This window comes from Pantoea sp. USHLN256 (assembly GCF_037149875.1).
In the GTDB taxonomy this organism is placed as follows: Bacteria; Pseudomonadota; Gammaproteobacteria; order Enterobacterales; family Enterobacteriaceae; genus Pantoea; species Pantoea nemavictus.
This window is the reverse complement of the sequence record NZ_JBBCQO010000005.1, coordinates 43,368-55,948: the sequence shown is the minus strand read 5'-3', so window position 1 is coordinate 55,948 and position 12,581 is coordinate 43,368. Positions and strand designations below refer to the sequence as shown.

Annotated in this window: 10 protein-coding genes; 6 read left to right on the top strand and 4 right to left on the bottom strand. The window is 57.2% G+C overall.

All coding sequences use genetic code 11. The features are described from left to right. Positions 1-65: 65 nt before the first annotated feature. From mrcB to fhuB, 5 genes are all read left to right on the top strand, one after another. On the top strand, positions 66-2,603 hold the full coding sequence (gene mrcB, locus WFL93_RS14105) for a bifunctional glycosyl transferase/transpeptidase (protein ID WP_336778401.1): 2,538 nt from the start codon (positions 66-68) through the stop codon (positions 2,601-2,603). A 213-nt stretch (positions 2,604-2,816) separates the two neighbouring features. Next, complete coding sequence (fhuA, locus tag WFL93_RS14100; protein ID WP_336778400.1) at positions 2,817-5,018, top strand: ferrichrome porin FhuA; 2,202 nt, start codon at positions 2,817-2,819, stop codon at positions 5,016-5,018. Between the two features lie 87 nt (positions 5,019-5,105). Then, a complete protein-coding gene (gene fhuC / locus WFL93_RS14095; RefSeq protein WP_007888799.1) occupies positions 5,106-5,900 on the top strand; it encodes a Fe3+-hydroxamate ABC transporter ATP-binding protein FhuC in 795 nt (264 codons plus the stop codon). A gap of 9 nt (positions 5,901-5,909) precedes the next feature. Further along, positions 5,910-6,788: a Fe(3+)-hydroxamate ABC transporter substrate-binding protein FhuD gene (gene fhuD / locus WFL93_RS14090; RefSeq protein WP_336778399.1), complete on the top strand. Its 879-nt coding sequence runs from the start codon at positions 5,910-5,912 to the stop codon at positions 6,786-6,788. Continuing rightward, on the top strand, positions 6,788-8,764 hold the full coding sequence (gene fhuB / locus WFL93_RS14085) for a Fe(3+)-hydroxamate ABC transporter permease FhuB (protein ID WP_336778398.1): 1,977 nt from the start codon (positions 6,788-6,790) through the stop codon (positions 8,762-8,764). The genes fhuD and fhuB overlap by 1 nt, the downstream gene beginning before the upstream one ends. 30 nt (positions 8,765-8,794) lie before the next feature. Here the strand turns inward: fhuB and hemL are convergent, their stop codons facing one another. Further along, entirely contained in the window at positions 8,795-10,075 is a 1,281-nt protein-coding gene (gene hemL / locus WFL93_RS14080) for a glutamate-1-semialdehyde 2,1-aminomutase (protein ID WP_336778397.1), read from the bottom strand. Positions 10,076-10,275: 200 nt separating this feature from the next. Here hemL and erpA point away from each other — a divergent pair, with 200 nt between their 5' ends. Continuing rightward, positions 10,276-10,623, top strand: a complete 348-nt coding sequence (gene erpA / locus WFL93_RS14075) for an iron-sulfur cluster insertion protein ErpA (protein ID WP_007893884.1) — start codon at positions 10,276-10,278, stop codon at positions 10,621-10,623. Positions 10,624-10,658: 35 nt separating this feature from the next. Here erpA and WFL93_RS14070 read toward each other — a convergent pair whose 3' ends face one another. The 3 genes from WFL93_RS14070 to mtnN all read right to left on the bottom strand — a co-directional run bounded on the left by WFL93_RS14070 (position 10,659) and on the right by mtnN (position 12,518). Further along, positions 10,659-10,910 (bottom strand): hypothetical protein, encoded by a 252-nt coding sequence (locus WFL93_RS14070; protein ID WP_007893885.1) that lies wholly within the window; start codon positions 10,908-10,910, stop codon positions 10,659-10,661. A gap of 107 nt (positions 10,911-11,017) precedes the next feature. Next, the gene (btuF, locus tag WFL93_RS14065) at positions 11,018-11,827 is read right to left on the bottom strand and encodes a vitamin B12 ABC transporter substrate-binding protein BtuF (protein ID WP_336778396.1); all 810 of its coding nucleotides are present in this window, start codon (positions 11,825-11,827) and stop codon (positions 11,018-11,020) included. Next, positions 11,820-12,518 carry a 5'-methylthioadenosine/S-adenosylhomocysteine nucleosidase gene (mtnN, locus tag WFL93_RS14060; protein WP_049851487.1) on the bottom strand — a complete coding sequence of 233 codons (699 nt, stop codon included), beginning with the start codon at positions 12,516-12,518 and terminating at the stop codon, positions 11,820-11,822. Before mtnN ends, btuF begins: the two co-directional genes overlap by 8 nt. Positions 12,519-12,581: the final 63 nt, after the last annotated feature.

Here is a 12,581-nt window from a genome sequence, read left to right as displayed (position 1 = left end):
CGCAGCACGAGAAAGCAGTTGTAGACTAAAGGCCGCTGCCGTAGCAATGCCTGGAGAATAAAAGCATGTCTGGGAACGATCGCGAACCTATTGGGCGCAAAGGAAAAGCGCCAAAGCCGCCGCGCAGCACTGCGCGTCGGGGTCGCCGCAGGGAACTTGATGATGATATCGATCAGGACGATTTTGACGAAGAAGATGAGGAGAGTGGACCGGTGCCACCAAAAGGTAAAGGTAAAGGAAAACGACCGCCACGCGGCAAGCGTCGTTGGTTAGGCTGGTTGATTAAGCTCTTCCTGGTCTTTGTCGTGGTGATGGCCGCCTGGGGCGTCTATCTCGACTCGGAAATCCGCAGCCGCATTGACGGTAAAGTGTGGCAACTGCCGGCAACCGTGTATGGCCGTATGGTCAGCCTCGAACCGGGCATGTCGTACGACAAAAAAGAGATGATTGCGCTGCTGGAAGGCACGCAGTATCGCGAAGTGTCGCGCATCACCCGTCCCGGCGAGTTTAGCGTTAAAGGCAACACCATTGATCTGCTGCGCCGTCCGTTTGATTTCCCGGACAGTAAAGAAGGGCAGATTAACGCGCGCCTGACGTTTAGCAACAATGAGCTGAGCGAGATTAAAAACCTCGATACCGGCCGCGATTTTGGCTTCTTCCGCCTCGATCCGCGGCTGATCACCATGTTGCAGTCGCCGAACGGTGAACAACGCCTGTTTGTGCCACGCGCCGGTTTCCCGGATCTGCTGGTCAGCACGCTGATCGCCACCGAAGATCGCCACTTCTATGAGCACGACGGCATTAGCCCGTACTCGATTGGTCGTGCGTTCCTCGCCAACATCACCGCCGGTAAAGCGGTGCAGGGCGGCAGTACATTGACGCAGCAGCTGGTGAAAAACCTGTTCCTCACCAACGAACGTTCGCTGTGGCGTAAAGCGCGTGAAGCCTACATGGCGGTGATCATGGATGCGCGCTACAGCAAAGATCGCATTCTTGAGCTCTACCTCAACGAGGTGTACCTCGGCCAAACCGGTAACGATCAGATCCGCGGTTTCCCGCTGGCGAGTTTGTACTACTTTGGTCGTCCGGTGGATGAGCTGAGCCTCGATCAGCAGGCGATGCTGGTCGGCATGGTGAAAGGCGCGTCGCTGTATAACCCGTGGCGTAACCCGAAACTGGCGCTGGAGCGACGTAATCTGGTGCTGCGTCTGCTGCAGCAGCAGAATGTTATCGATCAGGAGCTGTATGACATGCTGTCGGCGCGTCCGCTTGGCGTGCAGCCGAAAGGCGGCGTGATCACGCCACAGCCGGCATTTATGCAGATGGTGCGTAATGAGCTGCAGGCTAAGCTCGGCGACAAAATGAAAGATCTCTCTGGCGTGAAGATTTTCACCACGCTGGATGCGATTTCGCAGGATGCCGCCGAGAAAGCGGTGGTTGAAGGTATTCCAACGCTGAAAAAACAGCGGGGCCTGAAAGATCTGGAAACTGCGATGGTGGTGGTTGACCGCTTTAGCGGTGAAGTGCGCGCCATGGTCGGCGGGGCAGATCCGCAGTTTGCCGGTTATAACCGTGCGCTGCAGGCGCGTCGTTCAATTGGCTCACTGGCGAAACCGGCAACCTACCTGACGGCGCTCAGCCAGCCGAACAGCTATCGCCTTAACAGCTGGATCGCTGATGAACCAATTGCGCTGAAGCAGCCGAACGGCACCATCTGGAAACCGATGAATGACGATCGTCGCTTCAGCGGTAAAGTGATGCTGGTTGATGCGTTAACCAACTCGATGAACGTGCCAACGGTTAACCTCGGTATGACGCTGGGTCTGGATGCGGTAGTGGATACCTGGACCAAGCTGGGCGTGCCGAAAGATCAGCTGCATCCGGTGCCCTCCATGCTGCTGGGGGCCCTGAACCTGACGCCGATTGAAGTGGCGCAGGCGTTCCAGTCGATTGCCAGCGGCGGTAACCGTGCGCAGCTGTCAGCGGTGCGTTCGGTGATTGCTGAAGATGGCACGGTGCTGTATCAGAGCTATCCGCAGGCGCAGCGCGTTGAACCGGCGCAGGCCGCTTATCTGACGCTTTACAGCATGCAGCAGGTGGCGGATCACGGTACCGCGCGTGCGCTGGGTGCGCGCTACCCTAAAGCCCATCTGGCGGGCAAAACCGGTACCACCAATGACCTGATTGATAGCTGGTTTGCTGGCGTTGACGGCAAAGAAGTGGCGATTACCTGGGTTGGCCGTGATAACAACCAGACTTCGAAGCTGTATGGCGCGAGCGGGGCGATGCAACTCTATCGCCGCTATCTCGACAACCAGGCGCCGATGCCGCTGGTGCTGACGCCGCCGGAAGATATCACGCAGATGAACGTCGATTCTGCCGGTAACTTCATCTGCGGTACCGGTAGCAGCACGTGGCGTTCGCTGCCGGTGTGGTCGCTGGATCCGAATGCGCTGTGCCAGCAGCAGCAAGAGCAGGTTCAGCAACAGCAGCAACAGTTGCAGCAACAACAAGAGCAGCAACAGCAGCAGCAGCCACAGAATGAGCAGAAAGATTCTGACGGCGTTGCAGGTTGGATCAAGGATATGTTCGGCAGCAAATAGTGTGCTGAGAAAACAGAGGGCGCTGCGGCGCCCTTTTTTTCGTCTGTACCTTTGTTAAGCGCGATCATGGATATGCACGTTCTGGGCGCTAACGACCCGCAATATGCCATTAGTCGTTGCGATTATGACGGGATTTCGCCTAAAATCCGTGCGTCATAATAATCATTCTCGTTTGTATTCGCCTGCATCGACTTTTTTCGAGAGATCTCACTTATGAATACGCGAAACACCAATCCTTGTTTCTTACACCCGAGCTCATCCCGTCGTCCGCTGGCATGGCTAATCTCTTTAACGCTGGGCACCCTTAGCGCACAGGCGCTGGCCGAAGATACCGTAGTCGTGAGCGCCGATGGCGGCAGCGGCGTGGCGCAGGAAAAAGCGTGGGGGCCGTCGCCAACAATCGCCGCCAAACGCAGCGCCACCGGTACCAAAACTGATACGCCAATTGAGAAAAACCCGCAGTCAATCTCTGTGGTCACGCAGGAAGAGATGGCGATGAAAAACGTCACCAGCGTGAAAGGGGCGTTCAACTACACGCCCGGCGTATTAACCGGCAACCGTGGCAGTTCCAACGTCATCGATGCGCTATCGATTCGCGGCTTCAGCGAAACCAATACCAACCAATATCTTGATGGCCTGAAACTGCAGGGTGATAACTACTCTGAGTTCGCTATCGATCCCTACTTCCTTGAACGCGCCGAGCTGTTGCGCGGCCCGGTTTCGGTACTGTACGGCAAGAGCAATCCAGGCGGCGTGGTGTCGCTGGTGAGTAAGCGTCCAACCCAGGAGACGCTGCGTGAAGTACAGTTCCAGATGGGCACTGACAATCTGTTCTCCACCGGCTTCGATTTTGGCGGCTCGCTGGATGATGATGGCGTATACAGCTATCGCCTGACCGGCCTGGCACGCAGCGCCGATGCGCAGCAAGAGATGAACAAAGAGAAGCGCTACACCATCGCGCCATCGTTCAGCTGGCGTCCGGATGAAAATACGCGTTTCGATCTGCTGACCTATTTCCAGAACGAACCGGAAACCGGTTATTACGGCTGGCTGCCGCGTCAGGGCACGGTGGTGGGCATTACGCGCCCGGACGGCAGCAGCTATAAGTTACCGACCAATTTTGATGAAGGCGAAGACAGCAACAAGATCTCGCGCAACACCAAGATGGTGGGCTACAACTTCGAGCACAGTTTCAACGATACCTGGACGGTGCGACAGAATCTGCGCTATGCGGATTTGAGAACGGATTATCGCAGTATTTATGGCAATGGCTTTATTCCCGCTACGCAGCAAATCACCCGCGGTTCAGCGGTTTCCAATGAAAAGCTCAATCAGTTTGCGCTGGATAACCAGGTACAAGCTAAGTTCGCGACTGGCGCAGTTGACCATACATTGTTGATGGGAGTGGATTACCAGCGTACTCGCAATGATATCGATGCGGCCTTTGGTAGCGCGGCACCCATCAGTGCCATTAACCCGCAATACGGCAATGATGCGGATATTGGCACGCCTTTCCCATACCAATATCTGAATCGTCAGGAACAGACGGGCCTCTATTCGCAGGACCAGATGGACTGGAATCGTTGGGTGCTAACGTTGGGCGGTCGCTATGACTACGCGATGACCTCAGCGCTAAACCGTAACGGCAATACAGAAGAGAAAAATCACGATCAGGCTTTCACCTGGCGCGGTGGTTTGAACTATGTGTTTGATAATGGTATCGCCCCGTACTTCAGCTACAGCGAATCATTTATTCCTACGGCAGGTACTACATCCAGTGGCCAAACGTTTGATCCTTCACGTGCCAAACAATATGAAGCTGGTGTGAAATATGTGCCAAAAGATCGTCCGATTGTCATTACAGGTGCGGTTTACCAGCTAACGAAGACCAAAAACCTTACTGCCGATCCTGACAGCCTGCAATTTAGCGTGCAGGGTGGCGAGATTCGTTCACGCGGCGTGGAGTTAGAAGCCAAAGCGGCAGTTAATGCCAATATCAACCTGACTGCCGCTTACTCCTACACGGATGCGGAGTACACCCATGACACGCTGCTGAAGGGTAAAACGCCGGTGCAGGTGCCAAAACACATGGCCTCGCTGTGGAGCGATTACACCTTCCATGAAACCGCGCTGTCTGGCGTAACGGTTGGTGCTGGCGTGCGTTACGTGGGTGAAAGTAAAGGGTTGTACGCTAGCGGCGACAATGCCAACCAAAACTTCGACGTTGCCGGTTACACCACCGTTGATGCCGCGCTGAAATACGATCTCGCACGCTTTGGCATGCCGGGATCAACCATCGGCGTGAATGTGAATAACCTGTTCGATCGTGAATACGTTGCCAGCTGCTACCGCGAATACGCCTGCTATTGGGGCGCTGAGCGGCAGATTGTCGGAACCGCGACTTTCCGCTTCTAACGCGTTTGTAGGGTGCGCATTTATGCGCACCTGAGTTTCTGGTCGCCATTAAGGCGACCTTACAGCGCCCATTTACCAGGGATTATCATGCAGCATCCGCACCATGCAGAAACCACCTTCCGGCTGGATAACGTCAGTTTTCGTGTGCCAGGCCGCACGCTACTTCATCCGCTGTCTCTTACTTTTGCGCCAGGCAAAGTCACGGCGCTGATCGGGCATAACGGTTCCGGTAAATCCACGCTGCTGAAGATGCTCGGTCGTCACCATGCGGCGAGTGAAGGACGCGTATTGCTGAATGAGGATGCGGTAGATAACTGGGGCAGCAAAGATTTTGCGCGTCAGGTGGCGTATCTGCCACAGCAATTGCCCGCGGCGGAAGGGATGACGGTGCGTGAACTGGTGGCGATTGGTCGTTATCCGTGGCACGGCGCGCTGGGCCGTTATGGGCAGGAAGATCGCGACCGTGTCGAAGAGGCGATTACGCTGGTGGGATTGAAACCGTTTGCCGGTCGACTGGTGGATAGCCTTTCCGGCGGTGAGCGCCAGCGTGCCTGGCTAGCGATGCTGGTGGCGCAGAACAGCCGCTGCCTGCTGCTGGATGAACCGACTTCAGCGCTGGATATCGCCCATCAGGTTGATGTGCTGGCGCTGATTCAGCGTCTTAGTCGCGAACGCGGATTAACGGTGATTGCGGTGTTGCACGATCTCAACATGGCGGCGCGCTATTGCGATCGGCTGGTGGCGCTGCGCGGTGGCGAAGTGATTGCCGAAGGTGGTCCCGAGGTGATCATGCAGGCTGATGTGCTGGGTAATATTTACGGTATCCCAATGGGAATTTTGCCGCACCCGCTCGGCGGCGCTCCCGTCAGTTTCGTTTACTAAGGCCGCGCCATGTTAGATATTTCCCGCCGCCGCCTGTTGACGGCGCTGGCGCTCTCTCCTCTGATGTCGGCATTGCCACTGCGTGCCGCACTACCCGATGCGCAGCGCATTCTGGCGCTGGAGTGGTTGCCGGTCGAGCTGCTGATGGCGCTCGGCGTGACGCCGCTTGGCGTAGCCGATATGCACAACTACAACATTTGGGTGGGCGACCCGCTGCTACCGTCCAGCGTTATCGATCTCGGTCTGCGCACCGAACCCAATCTGGAGCTGATGACGCAGCTCGAACCTACGCTGATTCTGCACTCCAATGGTTACGGTCCGGCGCTGGATAAGTTGCAGCGCATTGCTCCGACCATGGGGTTTGATCTCAACAGCGGTGACGGCAAACCGCTTAGCACCGCACGCCATTCCCTGCAGGCGCTCGGCGCGCGTATTGGACGTGAAGCGCAGGCCGTGCAGCATCTGCAGGATGTTGACGAGCAGCTGGCGGCGGCGCGTGAACGGCTTAAACCCTGGGCCGATCGTCCGCTATTGCTGATGTCGCTGATGGATAGCCGCCATGCCATCACCTTCGGCAAAAACAGCCTGTTCCTTGAAGTGATGGAGATTCTTGGGTTGCGCAATGCGTGGCAGGGCGAAACTAACTTCTGGGGCAGTGCGGTCGTCGGGCTGGAGCGGCTGGCGGAGGTCGGTAATGTGCAGGTGATCTGCTTCGATCACGATAACGATCGCGACATGCAGCAAGTGATGAAAACCGCACTGTGGCAGGCGCTGCCGTTCGTGCGCGCCCAGCGTTTTCAGCGCGTGCCGGCGGTGTGGTATTACGGCGCGACCTACTCGGCACTGAAATTTGTGCGCGTGCTGGAACACGCGCTGGAGTCGCACTGATGCGCAATCGTCTTTTTCCCGTCGCGCTGCTGAGTGCCGTGTTCCTGCTGGCGCTGGCGTTAACCTTTATCAATCTGCGTAACGCGTTGCCGATCGATCAGTGGTCGCAGGCGTTGTTTGCGCCGGATATCAACAATATCCAGCAGGTGGTGTTTCATCATAGTTTGCTGTCACGCTTGGCGCTGGCGCTGCTGGTCGGCGCAGGCCTCGGCTTAGCTGGGTTGCTGTTTCAACAGGTGCTGCGCAATCCGCTGGCCGAGCCCACCACGCTTGGTGTTTCTTCGGGGGCGCAACTCGGTATTACCGTGGCCACGCTGTGGCAACTGCCGGGTGGCGAGCTAACGCAGCAGTTTGCCGCGATGGGCGGCGCGGTGATTGTCGGCGTGCTGGTGTTTGGGGTCGCCTGGGGGAAACGTCTTTCGCCAGTGACGCTGATTCTTGCTGGTCTCGTGCTGAGCCTGTATGCCGGCTCGGTTAACCAGATTTTCGCCATCTTTAATCACGATCAGCTGCAGAACATGTTCCTGTGGAGCACCGGTGCGCTTAACCAGCTGGATGGCCACAACGTGGCGCAGCTGTGGCCGCGCCTGCTGCTGGCATTTGTGGTGGCGCTGGCGCTGCTGCGTCCGCTGACGCTGATGGGGCTGGATGATGGCGTAGCGAAAAATCTCGGCCTGGCGCTGTCGGCGGCGCGGATTGCTGCGCTGGCGCTGGCCATTCTGCTCAGCGCGCAGCTGGTCAATGTCGCGGGCATCATCGGCTTTATCGGCCTGTTTGCGCCGCTGCTGGCGAAGCTGCTCGGTGGACGTCGGCTGATCAGCCGCATGTTACTTGCTCCGCTAATTGGTGCGCTGCTGCTGTGGCTGGCGGATCAATGCGTGCTGTGGCTCACCGGCCACTGGCGCGAAGTGTCCACCGGGACCGCGACCGCATTGATCGGTGTGCCGATTCTGCTGTGGCTTTTGCCGCGCTTGCGGACGGGCTCAGTCCCGCCGGCGCTCAATCAGGGCGATAAGGTGCCGGCAGAGCGGCAGAACGTGTTGCGCTGGTGCCTGATCGGATTAGTAATTCTTGGCGTGTTCAGTTGGATTGGCATCACCTTTGGGCGCGATGCACACGGCTTTGCGTGGGTGGGCGGCGACATGCTACAGCAGCTGCTACCGTGGCGCGCGCCGCGCGTGCTGGCGGCGCTGGTCGTCGGCATGATGCTCGGCGTGGCGGGAGCGCTGATTCAGCGCCTCACCGGCAATCCGATGGCGAGTCCGGAAGTGCTAGGCATTAGCTCGGGTGCGGCGTGTGGTGTGGTGGTGATGATGTTCTTCGTGCCGGGCGATGCGGTGGCGTGGCTGCTACCGGCTGGCGCACTTGGCGCAGCACTCACGCTGCTGGTCATCATGCTGGTGGCGAGTCGCGGCGGTTTCTCGCCAGAGCGTATGTTGCTGGCGGGAATGGCGCTCAATAGCGCATTCGTGACGTTATTGATGGTGCTGTTGGCGAGCGGCGATCCGCGTATGGGCGGCTTACTGAGCTGGATTTCTGGTTCGACCTACAACATCAACATGCAGCAGGCCGTTCAAAGCGCAGTGGTTGGCGTGGTGCTGATTGCCCTGGCGCCGCTGGCGAGCCGCTGGTTAACGCTGCTGCCGCTTGGCAGCGCTACCGCGCGTTCGGCGGGCATGGCGCTCACCACCTCACGCCTCAGTTTGCTGCTGCTGGCGGCAGCGCTGACCGCCACGGCAACCTTAACCATCGGGCCGCTGAGTTTTGTCGGGCTAATGGCGCCGCATATTGTGCGCATGCTCGGTTTCCGCCGTGCATTACCGCAGGTGTTGATGGCCGGCTTATTGGGTGGGGGATTGATGATCTTCGCTGACTGGTGCGGCAGAATGCTGGCATTTCCGGATCAGATTCCAGCTGGCCTGATGGCCACCTTCTTCGGTGCGCCGTACTTTATCTGGTTACTGCGGCGGGCATAGCAAAAGGGCGCCAGTTGGCGCCCTTGTCATTTACAGCTGCGCGAAGCTGCGGCGTGCAGCATCGATGGTGCGTTGGATATCTTCCTGACTGTGCGCCAGCGACATAAAGCCTGCTTCGAAGGCGGAAGGCGCGAGATAAACGCCTTCTTCCAGCATCAGGTGGAAGAAGCGCTTAAAGCGCTCTACGTCACACTGCGTCACGTCCTGATAGCAGGTCACTTCAGCAGCATCGGTGAAGAAAATACCGAACATGCCGCCAACGTGGTTAATCACCAACGGAATGTTCTCTGCCTTTGCGGCGGCCAGCAAACCTTTTGCCAACTGCGTGGTTAAGTCGGTCAAGGTGCTGTGCGTACCCGGCTGCGCAATCTGCGACAGACAAGCAAAGCCGGCGGCCATGGCAATCGGGTTACCGGACAGCGTACCTGCCTGATAAACCGGGCCGGTCGGTGCCAGCGCCTCCATCACATCACGACGACCGCCAAAGGCGCCAACAGGCATGCCGCCGCCGATGATTTTACCGAGGCAGGTCAGGTCTGGCGTTACGTCGTAATAGGCTTGAGCACCGCCCAGCGCCACGCGGAAACCGGTCATCACTTCGTCGATGATCAGCAGCGCGCCAAATTCGTCACACAGCGCGCGCAGGCCTGGCAGGAAGTCCGGCTGCGGTGGAATACAGTTCATGTTGCCCGCCACCGGTTCAACGATGATGCAGGCAATATCCTCTGGATATTGCTCGAAAGCAGCACGCACCGTGCTCAAATCGTTGTAGGTGCAGGTCAGCGTGTGTTTGGCGAAATCGGCCGGTACGCCCGGCGAGTTTGGCTGGCCAAGCGTCAGCGCGCCGGAACCGGCTTTCACCAGCAGGCAGTCGGCGTGACCATGGTAGCAGCCTTCGAACTTGATGATTTTGTCGCGATGGGTGAAGCCGCGCGCCAGGCGAATGGCGCTCATGGTGGCTTCGGTGCCGGAGTTCACCATGCGCACCATGTCCATGCTTGGCACCAGCTCGCACACCAGCTCGGCCATTTTCACTTCCATCTCGGTGGGAGCGCCGAAGCTCAGACCGCGTGCGGCGGCTTCAATCACCGCATTACGGATAGTGGCATTGTTATGACCGAGCACCATCGGGCCCCACGAACCGACATAATCGATATAACCTTTGCCGTCGGCGTCGTACAGATACGCACCGTCAGCACGTTCGATGAACAGCGGCACACCGCCTACACCGGTAAAAGCACGTACCGGGGAGTTCACACCGCCGGGGATCAGGCGTTGCGCTGCGGTATACAGGTTTTCTGACTTACTCATGGTTCTGCTCCTGCTGTTCGGGAAAAAATCTGGCGCCATTCTACGGGAAGAACGGCTTGCGCTAAAGTTTAGGGTATATACTTTCATGCGCATGCGGCGGCACACACTGCCAAGCTTGAGACTTGATTGCACTGCACGGCTGGCAGATAATAGCGAAATTAAGGTCGTTTTCTGACCTCGACGTTTACCCGGAGTAAAAGATGAGTGACGACTTAGCAGCGCTGCCTTTGCAATTCACTGATGCAGCAGCAAAAAAAGTGAAAAACCTGATTTCTGATGAAGAGAATCCGGAGCTGAAACTGCGCGTTTATATTACCGGCGGCGGTTGCAGCGGTTTCCAATACGGCTTCACGTTTGACGATCAAATGAATGACGGCGACATGACCATCGAAAAACAGGGTGTGGCGCTGGTGGTTGATCCAATGAGCCTGCAATATCTGGTGGGCGGTTCGGTGGATTACACTGAAGGTCTGGAAGGTTCACGTTTTATCGTAACTAACCCCAATGCCAAAACCACCTGCGGTTGCGGTTCTTCCTTCAGCATCTAATGCTGCTTCTGGCTGCCATTCTGGTAGCCAGATTCCTACCACTCAATAGTCACTAAGCGCGCCGATTCGCGGCGTTGTGCATCGCGTTTTAGTACCCTTTCGGTAATACGTGGTTGCGCGCTAAAGTGGCGTCCGCAGTCAATGCTCGGCAGAGTATGTTCATTCTGGCGCGAAATATCGCAACGTGAGAATAACGTCAAGGTGACGGCAATAGAGCCGGTTGAGGTAGCCGCATTCAATGGCGCAGCGATCACGAGCCCTATGGCCAGCAGCAGAGCTCTGGTCATGAATAGTTCCTGGTGAAGACAAAATTGCGCTAAGCGCTAAAATGGGCACAGAGCATACGTGGCCGCTGCGCCTTGTATTATGATCAACGACAATTTCTGCCGGATCTTTAATCTTTTTTAGTGTCATTTTTCGCCGGATGTAAATTCGCACAGAGCTGTTTCGCTGCCAGTAGCATGCGTGGGCCGGGGCGGCTCAGCCAGTCGTCATTGATGGCGATCACCGGCACAGTAAGCTGCGGCTGCCAGAATTTGGCGATGCTGACGGCCTGCGTCGCGTCACCGCCGATGACAATCGCCTGCGGATGGCGCATCAGCACCTGCTCACGACTTACCTGCGGCCAGCTAACGGCGCTATCAGCGAAAATATTCCTTCCGCCACACAACTCAATTACCTGATTCTGCATGGTGTTGCGCGCAGCGGTAAACAGCGGCTGCTGGCCAAACTGCAAAAATAGCGCTATCGGCGCGCCGTGCTGATACTGTTGCCGCAGCGCCACCTCCTGTGCCCGTAATGTCTGGGCGGCATCAATGGCCTGCTGCGGCTGCGGACTCCACTGCTGTAATCCGGCCAGCGCATCAATCATTTGATCGAGGGTTTGCGGATCAATCCACTCAACCTTAAGGCCGAAACGTTGCAACTGTTCGATTTGCCGTTGCGGATTACCGCCACGCCACGCCAGCACCACATCCGGCTTGAGTTGCAGAATACGTTCAACGTTGATGCCCTGCCAGTTTGCTACCTGTTCCAGCGCCCTGGCTGGCGCCGGATAATCAGAGAAAGCGCTGACCGCGACCGGCGTAATGCCGGCAGCAAAGGCCAACTCGGTTAAATGAGGTGAAAGGGTGATAACGCGTGGTGCGGCGGCGAACAGGCTATTGCACAGCAGCAATAGCCCGAGCAGAAGATGTTTAGCCACGCGCCAGCTGCGCCAGCAGGTTTTCTACCATCAGCGAAGATTGTTTTGCCGCAACGCTGAGGAACTCATCGAAGCTGAGATGAGACTCTTGATCGGCAACGTCAGAAATAGCGCGTACCACCACGAATGGCACGTTAAATTGATGGCAAACATGGCCAATCGCCGTGGCTTCCATCTCTACCGCAATCGCCTGCGGGAAGGTGCTACGGATGCGCGCCAATGGCTCGGCACCGTTGATAAACGCATCGCCGCTCACCACTAAACCGCGCACTGCGTTGAGATCGAGTTGCTTAATAACCTGCTCGGCGGCCGCAATCAGTTTGTCATCTGCAGCGAAGGCAGCAGGGCAACCGGCCATTTGGCCTGGTTCATAGCCGAAGGCGGTAACATCCGCATCGTGATAACGCACTTCATCTGATACCACGATATCGCCCACTTTCAGCGTTGATGCCAATCCGCCCGCAGAACCGGTATTGATCACCACATCGGGTTTGCACAGTTCAAGCAGCAGCGTGGTACCCAGCGCGGCAGCGACTTTGCCAATGCCTGATTTCAGCAGCGCCACTTCAACACCGTTCAGCGTGCCGGTGTAAATTTCGCAGCCAGCCAGCGTAAGTGTCTGGCGGTTTTCAATTTTGTCACGCAGCAGGGTAACTTCCTGCTCCATCGCGCCAATAATGCCTACTTTCATAAGAATCTCGCTAATTTAATGGATGTAACCCGCAAAAGTGAGGCATAGTCTAACATGGCTGAT